This window comes from Akkermansia sp. UBA7090 (assembly GCF_002493465.1).
Taxonomy (GTDB): domain Bacteria; phylum Verrucomicrobiota; class Verrucomicrobiia; order Verrucomicrobiales; family Akkermansiaceae; genus Akkermansia; species Akkermansia muciniphila_A.
Map to the genome: position 1 here is coordinate 1 of NZ_DKYW01000008.1, position 16,877 is coordinate 16,877.

The 16,877-nt window shown below is 57.1% G+C and carries 16 protein-coding genes; 11 read left to right on the plus strand and 5 right to left on the minus strand.

What is annotated here, in order from left to right; genetic code table 11:
- The first annotated feature begins 47 nt into the window (after positions 1-47).
- Complete coding sequence (locus B3075_RS02225) at positions 48-794, plus strand: PEP-CTERM sorting domain-containing protein (RefSeq protein ID WP_290489514.1); 747 nt, start codon at positions 48-50, stop codon at positions 792-794.
- A gap of 168 nt (positions 795-962) precedes the next feature.
- On the opposite strand, the gene asnS is transcribed toward B3075_RS02225, so the two are convergent.
- From asnS to B3075_RS02245, 4 genes are all read right to left on the minus strand, one after another.
- Entirely contained in the window at positions 963-2,330 is a 1,368-nt protein-coding gene (gene asnS, locus B3075_RS02230) for an asparagine--tRNA ligase (RefSeq protein WP_343125171.1), read from the minus strand.
- Between the two features lie 108 nt (positions 2,331-2,438).
- Positions 2,439-3,719, minus strand: coding sequence for a C39 family peptidase (locus tag B3075_RS02235; RefSeq protein WP_290489510.1), 1,281 nt, complete (start codon positions 3,717-3,719; stop codon positions 2,439-2,441).
- Positions 3,720-3,949: 230 nt separating this feature from the next.
- Entirely contained in the window at positions 3,950-4,267 is a 318-nt protein-coding gene (trxA, locus tag B3075_RS02240; protein WP_012419743.1) for a thioredoxin, read from the minus strand.
- A gap of 38 nt (positions 4,268-4,305) precedes the next feature.
- A complete protein-coding gene (locus B3075_RS02245) occupies positions 4,306-4,995 on the minus strand; it encodes a hypothetical protein (RefSeq protein WP_094136768.1) in 690 nt (229 codons plus the stop codon).
- 188 nt (positions 4,996-5,183) lie between these two features.
- On the opposite strand from B3075_RS02245, the gene B3075_RS02250 reads away from it, so the two are divergent.
- The 6 genes from B3075_RS02250 to B3075_RS02275 are packed head-to-tail and all read left to right on the plus strand — an operon-like array spanning position 5,184 to position 11,203.
- Positions 5,184-5,864: a hypothetical protein gene (locus B3075_RS02250; RefSeq protein WP_290489505.1), complete on the plus strand. Its 681-nt coding sequence runs from the start codon at positions 5,184-5,186 to the stop codon at positions 5,862-5,864.
- A 15-nt stretch (positions 5,865-5,879) separates the two neighbouring features.
- Positions 5,880-7,064, plus strand: a complete 1,185-nt coding sequence (locus tag B3075_RS02255; protein ID WP_290489504.1) for an HlyD family efflux transporter periplasmic adaptor subunit — start codon at positions 5,880-5,882, stop codon at positions 7,062-7,064.
- A gap of 19 nt (positions 7,065-7,083) precedes the next feature.
- The gene (locus tag B3075_RS02260) at positions 7,084-8,310 is read left to right on the plus strand and encodes a prenyltransferase/squalene oxidase repeat-containing protein (RefSeq protein WP_290489502.1); all 1,227 of its coding nucleotides are present in this window, start codon (positions 7,084-7,086) and stop codon (positions 8,308-8,310) included.
- A 3-nt stretch (positions 8,311-8,313) separates the two neighbouring features.
- Entirely contained in the window at positions 8,314-9,567 is a 1,254-nt protein-coding gene (locus B3075_RS02265) for a prenyltransferase/squalene oxidase repeat-containing protein (RefSeq protein WP_290489501.1), read from the plus strand.
- A gap of 8 nt (positions 9,568-9,575) precedes the next feature.
- The gene (locus B3075_RS02270) at positions 9,576-10,709 is read left to right on the plus strand and encodes a glycoside hydrolase family 43 protein (protein ID WP_290489500.1); all 1,134 of its coding nucleotides are present in this window, start codon (positions 9,576-9,578) and stop codon (positions 10,707-10,709) included.
- A 20-nt stretch (positions 10,710-10,729) separates the two neighbouring features.
- Positions 10,730-11,203 carry a hypothetical protein gene (locus B3075_RS02275; protein ID WP_290492011.1) on the plus strand — a complete coding sequence of 158 codons (474 nt, stop codon included), beginning with the start codon at positions 10,730-10,732 and terminating at the stop codon, positions 11,201-11,203.
- Here the strand turns inward: B3075_RS02275 and B3075_RS02280 are convergent.
- Positions 11,200-11,619: a hypothetical protein gene (locus B3075_RS02280; protein WP_290489497.1), complete on the minus strand. Its 420-nt coding sequence runs from the start codon at positions 11,617-11,619 to the stop codon at positions 11,200-11,202. The two genes, B3075_RS02275 and B3075_RS02280, sit on opposite strands and share 4 nt — an antisense overlap.
- 151 nt (positions 11,620-11,770) lie before the next feature.
- Here B3075_RS02280 and B3075_RS02285 point away from each other — a divergent pair, with 151 nt between their 5' ends.
- The 4 genes from B3075_RS02285 (at position 11,771) to B3075_RS02300 (ending at position 16,869) form a co-directional block, all read left to right on the plus strand.
- Positions 11,771-12,694, plus strand: a complete 924-nt coding sequence (locus B3075_RS02285; RefSeq protein WP_290489495.1) for a LysR substrate-binding domain-containing protein — start codon at positions 11,771-11,773, stop codon at positions 12,692-12,694.
- Between the two features lie 118 nt (positions 12,695-12,812).
- Entirely contained in the window at positions 12,813-13,835 is a 1,023-nt protein-coding gene (locus B3075_RS02290) for a YeiH family protein (RefSeq protein WP_290489493.1), read from the plus strand.
- A 377-nt stretch (positions 13,836-14,212) separates the two neighbouring features.
- Positions 14,213-15,286: a pyridoxal-phosphate-dependent aminotransferase family protein gene (locus B3075_RS02295; protein ID WP_290492012.1), complete on the plus strand. Its 1,074-nt coding sequence runs from the start codon at positions 14,213-14,215 to the stop codon at positions 15,284-15,286.
- Between the two features lie 329 nt (positions 15,287-15,615).
- Positions 15,616-16,869 (plus strand): DUF1015 domain-containing protein, encoded by a 1,254-nt coding sequence (locus B3075_RS02300; protein WP_290489490.1) that lies wholly within the window; start codon positions 15,616-15,618, stop codon positions 16,867-16,869.
- Positions 16,870-16,877: the final 8 nt, after the last annotated feature.

Here is a 16,877-nt window from a genome sequence, read left to right on the forward strand (position 1 = left end):
CGGATTGAGAATCCGTTATGTGCTCTTTTCTAAAGTATCTGCTGAATATGAAGTTATCTACATTCTGCATCTTATGCTGCCTTTCCGCGGGTCTTTCCCAGGCTGCCGTCTATGTCTGGAGCGGAGCGGCAGGAAACGGAATTTATGGAGACGCCAACAACTGGACGGTAAATGGCACGCCGAACGGCTATTTCCCGCAAAGCAGCCGGGATGAAGCCATCATCGGAGAAAATGCCGGAACGATCACCTGGTCCCCCGCCCAATCCTATTTCGGGGAAACCAGCATAGTTGGAATAGGGTCTGGAAGCACCCTGCTTTGTACCACGGGGACAGGAACGGGAGATATCAATGTTGATCTGTTCAAAGTGGAAGAGAATGCCCAATTGGTGTTTGAATCCAGCAACGCCCTCGGACTGCAACGCGACTTTACAATGGACTTCGGCGTTTTTACGGCGGAAGAACACGGTTCCTGGATTGCCACGAATCTCGCCAACTTCTGGACCAATGGAAGAACCGTCACCTTCTTCGGCACATTGGATATGCGTAAGCTTTCCGGGAGCGGAACCATTGAACTTGCTTCCCTTAAATCTTCCCAAGAGGGAGGCAATATCAACCTGGACTTGAGTAATCTGCAATTCGTCGGCAACAAGAAAATACAAGCGACCGCTGAACAGGTTACGGAGAACGACGTCACCAAGGTAGTGATCAGCTATGAAATGATTCCGGAACCCGCAACGGCCACGCTGAGCCTTCTGGGACTGGGCGGCCTGCTGCTGAGAAGAAAGAGACAGTAGCCCTTTCCGCACGTTAATTCCACCCCGGCTTATTCCCAAAGGAAAGCCGGGGTTTTCTTTTGCCGCCGCCCCGGTTCGCACGCTCCTTCCTTCTCCATTACCGCAACATTATCCTGCGGAACCGGGCAACGCCCTTCCAGACGGGGAAAATCCGTGTTCCGGGCAAGGTCAGAACTCGCAGTTCCGCGGGGTACGGGCAAAAGGCAGGACGTCGCGGATGTTGGTCACTCCGGTCACGAACATCAGCAGACGTTCAAACCCGGCCCCGAATCCGGCGTGCGGCACCGTGCCGTAACGGCGCAGATCCGCATACCAGCGGTACGCTTCCGCATTCATGCCCATGCGGCGCATGTTTTCCTCCAGAATGTCCAGCCGCTCTTCACGCTGGCTGCCGCCCACGATCTCACCGATGCCGGGCACCAGCACATCCATGGCGGTGACGGTCTTCCCGTCTTCGTTCAGGCGCATGTAGAAGGGTTTAATCTCCTTCGGGTAGTTATAAACGATGACGGGGCATTTAAAATGTTCCTCCGTCAGGAAACGTTCGTGCTCGCTCTGCAGATTGATGCCCCAGGAAACGGGGTAATCAAATGTTTTGCCGCTCTTGAGCAGGATATCAACGGCTTCCGTATAGGAACAGCGCACAAACGGCGTTTCCTTCACATGCTCCAGGCGTTCCCGCAGCCCCTTGTCCACAAAACGGGTCAGGAATTCCACTTCTTCCGCGCTGTTCGCCAAGGCGTCCCCGACGAGAAAACGGACAAACTCTTCCGCCATGTCCATGTCTCCATACAGATCGCAGAAAGCCATTTCAGGCTCCACCATCCAGAATTCCGCCGCATGGCGCGTGGTGTTGGAGTTCTCCGCCCGGAATGTGGGGCCAAAGGTATAAATGTTGCTCAGGGCGCATGCGAACGCTTCCCCTTCCAGCTGGCCGCTTACCGTGAGGTAGGCCGCCTTGCCGAAGAAATCCCGGGAGGCGTCACGGGAGGCGGCGTCTCCCACATCCAGCGTCGTCACACGGAACATTTCTCCGGCTCCCTCACAGTCACTGGCGGTGATGATGGGAGTGCTGACCCAGGAAAAATCCCTTTCCTGGAAAAAGCGGTGAATGGCGAAGGCCAGCCTGCTGCGCATGCGGAACACGGCTCCAAACAGGTTGGTGCGGGGGCGCAAATGAGCGATGGAACGCAGGAACTCCGGCGTATGCCCTTTTTTCTGCAGGGGATAGGAATCCGGAACAGCCCCCACCAGCTCCAGGGAGGCGGCGCGCAATTCCCACCGCTGCCTCCCCTGCCCGGCAACCAGAGCGCCGCGGATGCTCACGGCAGACCCCGTAGCCATTTCCCCAATCCGTTCATAGCCGGGAATGCCTGCATCCGCCACCACCTGGAGAGAGGCGACGGAGGAACCGTCATTTACCTCCAAAAAGGAAAAAGCCCTGGAATCACGGCGCGTACGCACCCATCCCTGAATCAGGACGTCCGGCATTTCCGCCTCGCTGGCCAGGACATGTTTCACCAATGTTCTGTTCATCATGGCGCAAGTATAATACAGCGCCCTGCCCATGCCAGAAGAATTGCTCTACCACAGAGAGAATATTCCGTATCTTCCGGCAGAGAAGGAGAAATACGCCGCACTCTGTTACTTGGAAGGCTGCATGACCTGCCGCCCCGTCGTAATGGCGATGGCATCCGCCAGCGGCATTTCCTTTTCCGTGTGGGCAGCCCCCCAGGAATCTGAAAAGATAAGCGTTTTCTTTTCCTCGTCAAAACCGGTGATCAGCCTCAAATGGCCTCCGCGCGTCTGGGACAAACGCAGCGGTTCCGGAACAATGCCAAGCTGTACGGACCAGAACACGGGGATGCCCGCCATGATATAGGGTTTAATGGTATTGAGCCACCTGTCCACCTGGGACGGTGACCCCGCGCGCGCCAGCTTCAGGACTTCCCCGTCCGCATTGTCCCAGAAGCCGGACCAGTCATGTTCATTTTCCACCTTCTCTTTTTTCAGCTTGGAGGCGGCGCGGTTATAGGCTTTCAACAGATTCTTGAAATCACGGGAATTCGCCAGGGAATCCAGCACTTTAATCCGTATCTGGAAGCGGGTCCCGATTTTTTTCAGGTTTTCCGCCATTGCCGCCGTATTAGTGCCTCCGCCCGCAGAGGTATTGGCCAGGGAAGCCAGTTCATGCTGATCCACATAATCCATTCCATAATAGGCAAAAATGCGGGCGGCCGTAGCCACCACGCAATAACCTTTCTGGCCCTGGTCCACCATGGGAATATCCTGAATCACCACCCGCTTTCCTTCTTTCCTGACGTGCTGTTTGATATCCGCCTTTCTGGCCCGGGAAGAAGCATCGCTCCTTGCGATGGAATCTTCCGTGGGACCGGCCTTCATCCGGATAAATTCCGCTTCAAATTCCCTGCCCTCCCGCGATGTATTGATTTCCAGGGTAATGGCCCCGTTATCCCAAATCCAGGACCAGCCGTTGACCTTGACCACCGCCTCCTTGCGGGAGGCCCGGTACTCCCTGGGCTGAATTCCGGTAAGAGCCGTCAGGGATTCCTTGATGAGCTCCAGGCGTTTGTCAAATTCATCCTTGCCAATAGCCCCGTTGTCCCCTTTGTTGTACATCATGATCGTCATTGACTGGGGGGCTCCTTCCTTCCAGTTCACCAGCATTTCCCCCAGGGACATGTCCCCTATCTTGATGGAGGGCTTCGCAATCCGGAGCTGGGTCTTGCCTTTGTCCACCCAGCCGCCGGACTCTCCGTTAAAATATTTTCCGAACAAATCCGGCTGAGGCAGCTTCCAGAACGCGCCAGACTTCAAATCCGGCGCCATGTCGCCCGCGCCCCAGGCGGAGGGAAGAAAGCAGCAGACTGAAAGGAAAGGCAGAATGGAAGAGATAAGTCGCATAACGGCAAAGAAGGCGGAGAATGATCCCGCTGCACGGAATCTACGCTGATCATGTTATTCTCCCATGATGGTTCTGCCAAGAAAAAATGAACCTTCCTCCGGCAAACTATCCCTTCTTTCCCTTTGCCCCAATTTGCCTTATTCCCATAATCCTTCCCGGTAAAAAAACCGGCCTGCCGCAGTGAATTCCGCAACAGGCCGGCCTGAATAAATCAACCCCGGTCCAGTATTTACATGAACGGACGCAAACGCTGCATGATGGCATCCTTGGAAGAGGCGCCCACCATCGTATCCATGATTTCCCCGTCCTTGATGATCAGAAGGGTAGGAATAGTGCGCACGCCATAGGTGGCAGCCAGTCCGTTGTTGGCGTCCACATCCACTTTGCCCACCTTGATCTTGCCTGCCAATTCCGTAGAAAGCTGGTCGATAATCGGGGCGATCATGCGGCAGGGACCGCACCATGTAGCCCAGAAATCGACAAGCACAGGAATGTCGGACTTCAGAACTTCATCCTCAAAATTTGCTTCGGAAAATACGTTTGCCATAGTACCGCTTAGAGTATTTCAACAGTTATTACGTTCACTTATTCTTCCGCATCGGCGCCATCATCGGAAGGCTCGTCGGCAGAAGTTTCGGAAGAATCGTCATCCTCCATCTCTTCATCGGCCGCCGCCGCGGGGGCAGGCTTGGAGTCCCCGCCCAGCCAGCCGGTCATGCTGCGGGCTTCCAGGGTATCCGTAGCATATTGATAACCGACGAAAATAAGCGCAAAGGCAAGGGCTACAAAGGAAAGGACATTCAGCAGCGTACTGGGAGCCGCTTCCGTATCTTCCTGAAACTTCCTGGCCGTAAAGGAGGTGGAAGAAACCGGGGCGGCAGCGGGTGCGGTCTTCAGCCCGATGGTGGCCTGCGGAAGCTGGGCCGTCGCCATGCCTGCTCCGGGAGGAGTCAGGGGAACGGTAGGAGCGACAGCGGCGGGCGCAGCGCCAGCAGGCGGAACCACGGGAGCCACGGGCGCCGTGGCGGAACCGAGGGCAACCGTCTTCAAACCGCCGCCAAGCTTGATGCCTCCGCCGAGGCCGGCGGGACGAAGGGGAATGGTGGGCGCAGCAGCGGCGGGCGGAGCAGCAGGCGCAGGGGCCGGCGCGACGGCTACCGGCGGAACAGCGGGAGCGGCGGGCGCCTTGGGCACGGCAGGAGCGGCCGGCGGAGTCGGAATGCTGGGCGGAGGCGGAGTACCGCCCGGAATGGGGGGGGGAGGTGGATTACTCATATCGGAAAAATAACTGTGCTGAACGATAGCTCTCGCTTATTTCAGCCCGTAAATCAAGAAAAAGAATGCGCAAAACCTGAATTCCGCGCAATTTTTTTTAATTTGAAGCGTATTCCATCTCAAACACGCTGTCCAGACTTGCCCTGAAAAGCGTTCTTTCCTACGCTGTGTATCCGGCATTATTTCATATGAAACCCATTACCAAACTAGCTTCCTCCACGCTGCCCGACGGCTCCGTTCTCGACCTATGGGAACGGGATGGTTTCCATTTTCTTCTGCGCGACGGCGTACAAACGGCGTCCAGTTTTTCCCACGGAAGCAATGAAGCGGCGGCGGCCATGGCGGCGGCGCCGGTCAAAAGGGCCAACCAGCCTTCCTTCCTTCTCGATGGCCTTGGCCTGGGATTCACCCTGTTTGCCCTGATGGATCAGATCCGCAGGGAAAAAGCCCGCTTCATCGTGGCGGAACCCTGCAAACCGCTCCTCGACTGGCACAAGGAACTGATGGACCAGGAACGGCCCGGCTTCCTGCACGATCCCCGCGTCAGCGTGGAATTTGCCCCGGCGCTCCAGATCGCACGCAAGAATCCGAAGAGCTTCCACGCCATTCTGTCCCATTCCACGCACGAGCGCATGAATCTGAGCGTCGCCGAGGCTTCCGACTATTTTGCCGCGCTCAAGCAGGGCGGCCTGCTGGTCATCACGGTAGCGCGCCCGGACGCCCGGCTTTCCCGGACACTGCAAAAAGCGGGGTTCGAAGTAAGCACGGAAGCCGTTCCTGCCTCACATAAAGGAAAGAAAACCGCTTTTCACACCGTTATTCTTGGAAAGAAGGGCCGCTTCGTCCCCTTCTCCGCTCATCAGTCCTGATTCCATTTTATTTTTATGAACCGCACCTCCCTCACCATGGCCGGATTTCTGGCCGCCCTGTTCATGGGAATTCCCTCCCTGGCGGATTCCATTGCCCCGGGCATCCTTCTTCCCAAAAAAAATACCAAATCCATTTCCTTCTCCCCCCAGGGAAGCTCGAACATTTTCCTGCTCGGCATCATGCCGCAGGGAAGCTCCGTCAAGAAAGGGGAATCCGTAGCCCAGGCGGACTTCCGCATACTGGACAGGAGCATTGAGGATTATGAACGCGCCATTAAGAGCAAAAACCTGGAAGTGCTGAAGCTCCGGTACGCCCTGGACCAGCAGAAGGAACGTTCCGCCCTGGCCCTGCAAAAATACCAGACGGCCCTGGCCCGGACGGAAGAGGATCAAAAGGATTTCCTGGAAAAACGGAAGGCCCGCATGCTGGCGGAAGAAGAAGAACGCGTCAACAAGGCCCTGCGCCACATGTCCTACAAGCAGGAAGAACTGAACCAGCTTACCAAGATGTACAAGGACGACCAGGTGGCGGAGGAAACGGAAGAGATTATTCTGAAGCGCCTGAAAAATGAACTTGGGGAAAGCGAATTCGCCGTTCAGGGGGCCAGGCTCATTGCGGAGCTGGCCAAACTGCGCAATATCCACCGCCTGGGGGAAGACTACGCGACGGCGGTCAGGGAAAAGCAGATGGATCTGGAACAGGCCCGGAAGCAGGCGGATGTTGACCTGGAACAGAAAAAAATAGCCCTGACGGAGGCGGAAGTGTCCCTGCGGCGCCTTCAGGACAAGTACAATGAACTGAAAGCGGACCGGGAAATGGCCTCTTTCAAGGCTCCGGAAAACGGCATCCTGCTGTACGGCGGATATGTGGCGGACAAATGGGTGGCCATCCCGGTGGCGGAAAAGCTGAAACCCGGCGGCAAACTGGAAGCCTTTGACAAAATCGCCACCATAGTTCCGCCGGATTCGGAACTGATTGTCCAGGCCACTCTTCCGGACTCCACCGCTACGCCCAAGGTGGGGGAACCCGTCGTCATCAAAATAACGAACATGCAGATTCCCGGCATTATTACGGAAGCCAGCCCCATTCCGGGAGCAGACGGCAAGCGCCGCATTATCATCACGCCCAAGGTTCCCGCCAGCCAGATTTTCGCGCCCGGACTTCCCGTCCAGGTGACCATCAAGGACCAGCAGACCTGATTTCTCTTAACGGATACTCATGAATAAAGCCGTCCTTTTCCTTGCCGCTCTTGGAGCCAGTACGGCGCTCTGCGCTCCTGTCCCGGCGAAAAAAACGGAAAAAAAAGATACCATTCCCATTGCCAGGGTTCCGGACGTTCCGCCTCCCTCCCGGGAAACGCTGGACGCTTCTATCCGGAAGGCGGCTGACTTTCTGTTGAAGGAACAGAACAGGGATGGTTCCTGGGGAAACCATACGCGCACCAAGGGCCTGAACGTTCTCTGCCCCTATCCGGAAGGCCCCAGGTCGTTCAGAGCGGCTTCCACCTCCCTGTGCGTCATCGGCCTCCTGACCAGCCCCCTGAAAGAAGACCCCGCCGTCAAGGCAGCCCTGGACAAAGCGGTGCAATACCTGCTGACCACGCTGCCCACCCTGAAACGGGGAGACACCCGTACCGTGCTTGGCGTATGGGGCCACGCCTACGGCCTTTCCGCCCTGAGCCGGGCGGCGCTAAACCTTCCCGCGGATGCCCCTCTGCGCGAAGAACTCAAAAAGACAGCCTCCCTTCAAATCAACGCGCTGGACCAGATGGCGGACGTCCAGGGCGGCTGGGGCTATTACACATTTAAAACTTTTTCCAAACGCCCCATTGGGGAACCCACGTCCTTCCTGACGGCCACCGTCCTGCTCGCCTACAAGGACGCGGAACTGGCCTTCGGCCTCAAGCCGGAAAACCGCGTCGTCAAACGCGCCGTCGCCTGTCTGGAAAAGCTGAGGACGCCCGCCGGCAGCTACGTTTATTCCCTTTCCCATTCCTTCTATCCCGGCAGGCCCATCAACCGCCACACCGGCAGCCTGGCCCGAACCCCCGCCGGGGATCTGGCCCTGATGCGGTATGACCCGTCCTTTATTTCCAGGAGGCAGCTGGAAGACGGCCTGGAACGCATCTGGAGCCGCGGCGGCTGGCTTTCTCTGGCCGTCAAGAAACCCATTCCCCATGAAAGCTTTGCCCAGAACGCAGGCTATTTCTTCTATTACGGGTATTATTACGCCGCCCGCTGCCTGGAGGAAGTGGCGCCGGAACATCTGGCGCGTCATGCGGCCCATCTGGCAAGCGACCTCCTGCCCATGCAGGAAAAAGACGGGTCCTGGTGGGACTACCCCCTGTACAACTACCATCAATTCTACGGCACCGGATACGCCCTGTATGCCGTCTCCCGCGTCAGGGAATCCCTGTATCCCTCCGATACTGCAACAACTTCATGACCCATGTTCCGCCTGCTGACGACCAGTTTTTTCGCCGCCTTGTGCCTGCATCTTTCCGCAGCGCAGGGGGAATCCGCGCCGGAGGAAAAGGCGGATGTCATTCCGATTGCCAAGACCCCGGATATCCCCCCCGCGAAACCCGGACAATTTGACAGGGCATTCCGCCGCGGCGTGGATTTCCTGCTGAAAACGCAAAATAAGGACGGCTCCTGGGGCGACCACCGGGTAATCGGCACCTGGAACATCCTCTGCCCCTACCCGGACGGGCCGCTCACTTTCAAAACGGCCAGCACCGCCCTGTGCATTGCAGGGCTCAACGCCAGCCCCCTGCATCATGAACCCGCCGTGCAGGAAGCCATGACCCGTGCGGAAGACTACCTCATCCGCACAATGCCCCATCTGAAACGCGGCGACGCCCTGTGCGTCTACAACACCTGGGCGCATACCTATGTGCTGGACGCCATGAGCATGAGGGCCGCAAGACTGGCCCCGGACAGCCTGCGCTACCGGGAATTGAAGGAATGCGCCCGCTCCCAGGTGAAAAAACTCAATGATCTGGCTTCCGCCATGGGGGGCTGGGGCTACCTCACTTATTCCGGCTTCAGCAAACGCCCCGCGGCCCAGCCCACCTCTTTTCTGACGGGAACCGTCCTCATCTCCGCCTGGATGGCAGGAAAATCATTCGGCCTTTCCCTTGACGACAAAATATTCGCCCGCGCGCTGAAATTTCTTAAATCCCAGAGAACGCCCGCGGGGACCTACGTTTATTCCCTTTCCCATTCCTTCTATCCCGGCAGGCCCATCAACCGCCATACCGGCAGCCTGGCCCGCACGCCCGCCTGCGATTACGCCATCAGGCTCTGGGAACCGGAGGGCATCTCCCTGCGCCAGCTTGTGGACGGCCTGGACCGCCTGTGGAGCCGCAGGGGATGGCTGACGATGGCCCTGCACAAACCCACTCCCCACGAGAGTTTCGCCCAGAATTCCGGCTATTTTTTCTATTACGGATACTATTATTCGGGAATGTGCCTGGGCATGCTGGCTCCAAACCAGGCAAAACGGCACGCGTCCCTATTGGCCAACGATATCCTCACCCGCCAGGGAACAGACGGGGCGTGGTGGGACTACCCCCTGTACAATTACCATAAATTCTACGGCACCGGATATGCCCTGTACGCTCTTTCCCGCGCCTGGGACAGGCTGTACGGACAACCGGAACCGCTTCCAGCCTCTGTTTCCACACTATCCCGGCCATGACAAACACCATGAAATCGCTTCTGGCGCTCTGCCTGTTTTGCAGCGCGTCTTCCGTATCCACCGCAGAAACTCCGGTTAAACACACCTCCTTCAGGCCCGGGGAAATCTGGACGGACAACAACGGCGCGCACATCAACGCCCACGGCGGCGGCATCCTGTACGACAAAGGCACCTATTACTGGTATGGAGAGCACAAGGTGGAGGGGGACGCGGGAAACTATGCCCAGGTGGGGGTTCACTGCTATTCCTCCAAAGACCTCTATAACTGGAAGGACGAAGGAATCGCCCTGAAGGTGGCGGAGGGGGACAATACCCACCCCATCGCCAGGGGCTGCATCCTGGAACGCCCCAAAGTGGTTTACAACAGGAAGACTGGAAAGTATGTGATGTGGTTCCATCTGGAACTCAAGGGGAAAGGATACGGTTCCGCTTACGCCGGGGTGGCAACGGCCGCAACACCCACGGGGCCATTCAAGTTCCTGAAGGCCGGGCGCGTCAATCCGGGCAAATGGCCCCTGAACATGGATCAAAAGAACCAAACCATGGAGACGTTCAAGGGAGTCCCCGGCCTGACTTCCAGCGCGCTGCCCGAAGGCGTACGTTCCGAGGATATGTTCAAGAAGGACTTTGAAAAAGGACAGATGAGCCGGGACATGACCATCTTTGTGGACGACGACGGCAAAGCCTACCACATCTATTCTTCCGAAGAAAACAGCACCACCCACATTGCGGAGCTGACGCCGGACTACACGGGGCATACGGGAAAATTCGTCCGGGTATTTCCCGGACGCTTCATGGAAGCTCCCGCCATCTTCAAACACAAGGGCAAATATTATTTCATCGCCTCCGGATGCACGGGCTGGGCTCCCAACGCCGCCCGCAGCGCCGTGGCCAGAAACATCGCCGGCCCATGGACGGAACTGAAAAATCCCTGCGTGGGGCCCAGGGCCGGCATCACGTTCGGCGGCCAGAGCGCCTTCATCCTGCCCGTGCAGGGCAAACCCGGCAAATTCATCTTCATGGCGGACATCTGGCGGCCCAAAAACGCCATTGACGGCCGCTACATGTGGCTTCCCATCCAGTTTGACGGAGACCAGATCAAACTGGAATGGAAGGACGAATGGACGCTGGATGACCTGTAAATTCACCCCTTCCCCCTTCCATGCGGAATACGGTTTATTGTTTCCATCTTCTTGCCGGAAGGCAGAAGCGAAGCTTTCTGTATGCCTTGTGCTCCGCTCTCCTTGTCGCGGCAGTCTGGCTGTTTCATCCGGAATGGCCTTTCTGGGCGGGTTATATTGCCTGGGCGCTCGCTTACGCGGCAACGCTGATTGTCCAACACACCGTCCCCCTTCCCATCCGCTGCCCGCACTGCGGAAACGCCGGGCTTCACTCCACCCAGCAAACTCCGGAAGAACAAAGCAAGCCGGATACGGGAATCATGCTGGAATGCCGGGGCTGCGGTTCCACCTTTTACACGGACGCCTATTTGCCCTGGCCGGGAAAAATTATCCGCCGGCGTCCCATTTCCCCGGAAGAATGGGAAGAAAAGTCTGTCCGTAAACAAGCCGGGCCCGCTTCCTCCGGAGAGGAAAGCAGGCCGGAAAGGTCTTTCGCCAACGGAGGAAAAATCTAACGGGCTTTTTTGGAAGCCATCACATAATTCCTCATGCGCTGGTCTGCGGGGGTGGTGGGGCGCACGCTGGTAACCCAGTTGCCGTCTTTATCCTTCTTCTTGATTTCCGTTCTGTCGTGGTACAATTTCGCGGAGAAATCGCTGGAATCAAGAACAACCGGACCCGGGCCTTGCGCGGCGATGGGAGCGGGCGGCACCTCCGCAACCACCGTCATCGGCGCGGCAAGGGAATTATACCAGTACACCAGTTCCTGCTGGCCGACAGGGTTGTCCGGATAAGGGGCATAAGCTCCGTTGTTGGTGGAAACCTTCACATAGGCCGGTTCCGGAAATGTGGTTTGATAGGAAGAAGGGGAACAGGCCCCCAATAACAAAAGGCCGGCTCCGCCGGCAATAATCATGGAATGCAGTTTCATATAAACGTTGGACTCTTTTCCGCCCGCGGTCGTTCAGAGGATGTACGGCTCCGGCCTATTACGGGCAGTCACGGGCCTCGCGCTTTAGCGCCCTGTCCAGCGCCGCACACTATCATACGGAGGAAAGGAGCTTGCCGTCCCCCCTGGAGACATGGTTGAATATTATTTTCTCTCCATGATTACGGATTTCCGGCTGAAAGTGTTTGAAACCGTCGCACGGCGCCTGAATTTTACCCGCGCGGCGGAAGAATTGTTCATCACGCAGCCGGCCGTCACCCGGCATATCAAGGAACTGGAACGCCTGCTGGACGCCCGTCTGTTCAAAAGGGAGGGACGGGGGATTGCCCTGACGGCGGAAGGGGCGCGCCTGCTGGCCCATTCCCGCCGCATCCTTAAGGAATATGAAACGCTGGCGGAAGAAATATCCTTTGGCCGGGATGCCCCTGTTTCCGGAGAATTGAGCCTGGGAGCCAGCTCCACCATGTCCCAGTATGTGCTGCCTCCGCTGCTGGCCCTGTTCAACCGCCATTACCCGGAAATACGCATATGGCTGAAAAGCGGCAATACGGAAGAAATAGAACAGGCCGTTCAGGACGAATCCGTGCAGCTTGGCATTGTGGAGGGCACGGCAACGCGCGCGGACCTGCATTACCAGCCATTTATGGAGGACGAGATTATTCTGGCGGGCGGCATGCAGGCCGCTGTGCCCAGTGAAGGGCTTTCCCTCACGCAGCTCTCCCATGTTCCCCTGATTATGCGTGAACCGGGGTCCGGCACGCGCCGGGTGGTGGAGGAGGCGTTGAAAAAACACGGAATCTCCGTTTCCGACCTCCATATTCTGATGACGCTGGGCAATACGGAAAGCATTAAAATGTACCTGGAGCATTCTACGGCGTGCTCTTTTCTTTCTTCCCTTGCCGCCCGGGGAGAATTCAAACGCGGGAATTTGAAGAAAATACATCTTCGCCACCTGGAAATCCGCCGCACCTTCCACTTCGTCTCAGGACATGGAGACCATAGCAGAATCAATGAACTGTTCATCAAGTTCTGCCGCCATTACTATAACAAAATCTAATTGGCTATAATATTTTTTAATTAGATTTAATGATAATTGAATCGTATATCATTCAACAGCCGCCCCGGTACGCTCCCGGCCAGGTACCACGGGCGGACACAACCATCACTCACCGATCATGTCTCCCAAACATCTAGCCAATCCCCTCCACGGCATCCTGCTTATTGTTCTGTTTTCCTTTTCCGCGTTTTACATTGCGGACTTTGAATGGGTGAAGCATCTTTCCCTCAGCCCGCTGATCGTCGGCATCGTGCTGGGGATGCTTTACGCCAACAGTCTGCGCAACCACCTTCCGGAAACATGGGTTCCCGGCATTCAGTTCTGCACCAAGCAGGTTCTGAGAACGGGCATTGTCCTGTACGGGTTCAAACTGACTTTTCAAAGCGTCATCGACATCGGCGGCTCCGCCCTGGCGCTCGACCTTATTGTGGTCACTCTCACCATTCTTCTGGGAGCCGGGCTGGGACGCCTGCTGAAAATGGACAGGGACACGGCCCTGCTGACTTCCATCGGCAGTTCCATTTGCGGGGCAGCGGCCGTCCTGGGAGCGGAGCCCGTCGTCAAAAGCAAACCTTACAAAGCCGCTGTGGCCGTTTCCACCGTGGTCATCTTCGGCACACTCTCCATGTTTCTGTATCCAGCCCTGCACCGGGCCGGAATACTGGATCTGACGCCGGAACAAATGGGGCTTTTTACCGGAGCCACCCTTCATGAAGTGGCGCATGTGGTGGGCGCCGGCAACGCCATGGGGCAGGCTATTTCCGATCCGGCCATTATCGTCAAGATGATCCGGGTGATGATGCTGGCCCCGGTGCTGGTCGTCCTGAGCATTGTCCTGTCCCGGAGGGACTCCTCTTCCGGCGCAAACGGGGAAAAACGGAACATTACCATTCCCTGGTTCGCCTTCCTGTTTCTCGCCGTCATTGGCTTCAATTCCCTGCACCTGCTGCCTGCCGGACTTGTAGACGCCATCAACGCCCTGGACACATTCCTGCTGACCATGGCGATGACGGCCCTAGGCGCGGAATCCAGCTTTGAGAAGTTTAAGAAAGCCGGAGCGCGGCCTTTCCTGCTTGCAGGCTTCCTGTATATCTGGCTTTTCTTCGGAGGCTACTGGCTGGTCAAGCTGATCAGCTTCTAAACTCCAAAACACTCCTTCTGAGGAAAGGGAGCAGGACCCCCGCCTTCCCTTTCCGAACGGGAAAAAGCCGTCTCGCCGACAGGACGTGAAAACCGTTTCAGCGCAGGTTCACCGTACCGCTCCATCCCGGTTCCCTGCCAGAAAATCCGGTTGAAAAGAATCAACGAAGGAACCATGCCGCCAGGAATGAGGGAACATGCGATGCGCCGCATGCTGCCCGCATCACTCCCGACTGGCCATCCGGGCCGCCCCATACAGATATCCCCTCTTTACTTTCTCCGCTGCTGCTGCGGATTTTCCCGGCAAGACTCAACAAAAATTCATAGTCAAACCGTTTGGAGACGCTTATAGTATGCGTACCCAGTTCTTAAAAACAAATGGCAACCAAATTATTCATTCCCGGACCCACTGAAGTAGCACCTGAAGTACTTGCCGCCATGAGCGGCCCGATGATGGGGCACCGATCCAAAGCGGCCTCCGCCCTGCAGCGCCGCATTTCCAACAATCTGCGCCGCATCCTGCTGACGGAACAGGAAATTCTGCTTTCCACTTCCTCCGGGACGGGCCTGATGGAAGGCGCCGTGCGTTCCTGCACCGCCAAACGCGCCGCCATTTTTTCCGTGGGCGCCTTCGGCGACAAATGGTACAAGATCGCCACGGGCAACGGCGTTCCCTCCGATATTTTCAAGAGCGAACTGGGGCAGCCCACCACCCCGGAAATGGTGGACGCCGCCCTCTCCACCGGCAAATACGACACCATTTGCATCACGCACAATGAGACGTCCACCGGCATCCAGAACCCGGTGGAGGAAATTGCGGAAGTGCTTAAAAAATACCCGGATGTCGTGTGGTGCATGGATGCCGTGAGTTCCGCCGCCGGCTCCCGGATTGAAACGGACAAGCTGGGCGTGGACGTACTGGTAACTTCCACCCAGAAGGCGCTTGCCCTGCCCCCCGGCATGGCTGTCTGCACGCTGTCCCAAAAAGCGTACGAACGTACCGCCTCCGTTCCCCACCGCGGCTGTTACTTTGACCTGCGTTCCATTTACGACACCATCCAGAAGAAGGACTACCAGTACACGAACACCCCCTGCGTCTCCATCATGTACGCCATGGACCTCCAGCTCCAGCGCATCATGCAGGAAGGCGTGGAAAACCGCTTCGCGCGTCATGAAGCCATGGCGGAATTCGTGCGCTCCTGGGCGGATGAATATTTCAGCGTCTTCGCCAACCGGGACCACCTTTCCCGCACCCTGACGGTGATCAGCAACACGAGGGACATCGACATCGCCGCCCTGAACAACGCCCTGATCGAACGCGGCATGCAGCTCGGCAACGGTTACGGGGACTTGAAGAACAAAACGTTCCGCATTGCCCACATGGGTGAGCTGACGATGGATGACATGCGCTCCATCACATCCAACATCGTAGATATCCTGAAACTCAAATAAGCGAGTATCCCTCCCTCTTTTCCGGCTCCGTCCGGAAAAGAGGGAAGAACGCCTCCGCCGGAACATAAACGGAACCATCGCCGGGAACAGGAGACTTCGCGAACATCCCAGAGCTTGTTCATCTTTGGTCTCTTCCGCATCCCGGCGGCATTCAGCATCGTCCAAGCCTTCAATCAGGCAGGAGCTTTCCGGGGCAACCGGTTCTTTCAGGATTCCATTTCACGTTATTTGCTGCTGTTCATTGCGGCATGCATTTTAGCCGGGCTTGTTTGCAGCATTCGTGCGCTATATCATCCTCCCCATTACTGACTTTCCGAACTTCTCCTACCATGTCCATTCTCCATCCCTTCCCCGCCCTGCGCCCTCCCCGGGAACTGGCCGCGCGGGTCTCCTCCCTCCCCTATGATGTCATGAACCACCGGGAGGCCAAGGAAATGGCCGCCGGAAACGACGCCTCCTTCCTCCATATCTGCCGTTCCGACATCGACACGGGCGAAGCCGCCATTCATGCCCCGGAAACCTACGCCAAAGCCAGGGAAAACCTGGAAAGGTTCGTCCGCGAAGGTTACCTCCTCCGGGATGAACGGCCGTCTTTCTACATCTACCGCCAAATCATGTGGGGGCGCGTACAGACGGGCATCGTCGGCTGCGCCTCCGTGGATGAATACGCCAGCGGCGCCATTAAAAAGCACGAACTGACCCGCAGGGAAAAGGAACTTGACCGGATCGAGCACTTTGACGCCTGTTCCGCTCAGACGGAACCGGTATTCCTGGCCTACCGCAAACATGAGGGTCTTTCCGCCATCATCCGGGAATGGATTAAATTCCACAAACCCGAATATGATTTTACCACGGAGGACGGCGTTACCCATATCCTGTGGCCCGTTTCCGAACCCGGCACGGTGGAAGACATCCGCAAAAGCTTTGAAGAAGTGGACGCCCTTTACATTGCGGACGGGCACCACCGCACGGCTTCCAGCGCCGCCGTTTCCGCCAGACGCCGCCAGGAACACCCGGACTACACGGGGCAGGAAGAATTCAATTACCTGATGGCTGTCGTCTTCTGTGATGAAGACCTTTTCATCATGGACTACAACCGCGTCGTGCGCGACCTGAACGGCCTGACTGAAGAGGAATTCATGGAAAAACTCCGTGCCTCCTTTGACGTAAATCCTGTGGATGCCATTCCCGGAGAAGGCTATGCCCCCCGCGCCAAACACGAATTCGGCATGTACCTGAATGGACGCTGGTATTCCGTCACGGCCAAACCGGGAACCTTCCCGTCCGACCATCCTATCGAAAGCCTGGACTGCGCCATTCTCCAGTCGAATATGCTGGCTCCCATTCTGGGCATTGATGATCCGCGCACAAGCGACCGCATCGACTTCGTAGGAGGAATCCGCGGCCTGGGAGAACTGGAACGCCGCTGTTCCGGAGAAATGGCGCTCGCCTTCTCCCTGTACCCCGTCACCATGGCCGACCTTTTCCGCGTAGCGGACGCCGGGGAAATCATGCCTCCCAAATCCACCTGGTTTGAACCCAAGCTTCGCAGTGGTCTTTTCATCCATACCATTGAACAATAATCTCTTTC

What these genes read in the sequence shown, in the direction of transcription:
- B3075_RS02225 (WP_290489514.1), top strand. Translation starts at nt 48, where the DNA reads ATGAAGTTATCTACATTCTGCATCTTATGCTGCCTTTCCGCGGGTCTT.
- asnS (WP_343125171.1), bottom strand. Translation starts at nt 2,330, where the DNA reads ATGAACAGAACATTGGTGAAACATGTCCTGGCCAGCGAGGCGGAAATG.
- B3075_RS02235 (WP_290489510.1), bottom strand. Translation starts at nt 3,719, where the DNA reads ATGCGACTTATCTCTTCCATTCTGCCTTTCCTTTCAGTCTGCTGCTTT.
- trxA (WP_012419743.1), bottom strand. Translation starts at nt 4,267, where the DNA reads ATGGCAAACGTATTTTCCGAAGCAAATTTTGAGGATGAAGTTCTGAAG.
- B3075_RS02245 (WP_094136768.1), bottom strand. Translation starts at nt 4,995, where the DNA reads ATGAGTAATCCACCTCCCCCCCCCATTCCGGGCGGTACTCCGCCTCCG.
- B3075_RS02250 (WP_290489505.1), top strand. Translation starts at nt 5,184, where the DNA reads ATGAAACCCATTACCAAACTAGCTTCCTCCACGCTGCCCGACGGCTCC.
- B3075_RS02255 (WP_290489504.1), top strand. Translation starts at nt 5,880, where the DNA reads ATGAACCGCACCTCCCTCACCATGGCCGGATTTCTGGCCGCCCTGTTC.
- B3075_RS02260 (WP_290489502.1), top strand. Translation starts at nt 7,084, where the DNA reads ATGAATAAAGCCGTCCTTTTCCTTGCCGCTCTTGGAGCCAGTACGGCG.
- B3075_RS02265 (WP_290489501.1), top strand. Translation starts at nt 8,314, where the DNA reads ATGTTCCGCCTGCTGACGACCAGTTTTTTCGCCGCCTTGTGCCTGCAT.
- B3075_RS02270 (WP_290489500.1), top strand. Translation starts at nt 9,576, where the DNA reads ATGAAATCGCTTCTGGCGCTCTGCCTGTTTTGCAGCGCGTCTTCCGTA.
- B3075_RS02275 (WP_290492011.1), top strand. Translation starts at nt 10,730, where the DNA reads ATGCGGAATACGGTTTATTGTTTCCATCTTCTTGCCGGAAGGCAGAAG.
- B3075_RS02280 (WP_290489497.1), bottom strand. Translation starts at nt 11,619, where the DNA reads ATGAAACTGCATTCCATGATTATTGCCGGCGGAGCCGGCCTTTTGTTA.
- B3075_RS02285 (WP_290489495.1), top strand. Translation starts at nt 11,771, where the DNA reads ATGGTTGAATATTATTTTCTCTCCATGATTACGGATTTCCGGCTGAAA.
- B3075_RS02290 (WP_290489493.1), top strand. Translation starts at nt 12,813, where the DNA reads ATGTCTCCCAAACATCTAGCCAATCCCCTCCACGGCATCCTGCTTATT.
- B3075_RS02295 (WP_290492012.1), top strand. Translation starts at nt 14,213, where the DNA reads ATGGCAACCAAATTATTCATTCCCGGACCCACTGAAGTAGCACCTGAA.
- B3075_RS02300 (WP_290489490.1), top strand. Translation starts at nt 15,616, where the DNA reads ATGTCCATTCTCCATCCCTTCCCCGCCCTGCGCCCTCCCCGGGAACTG.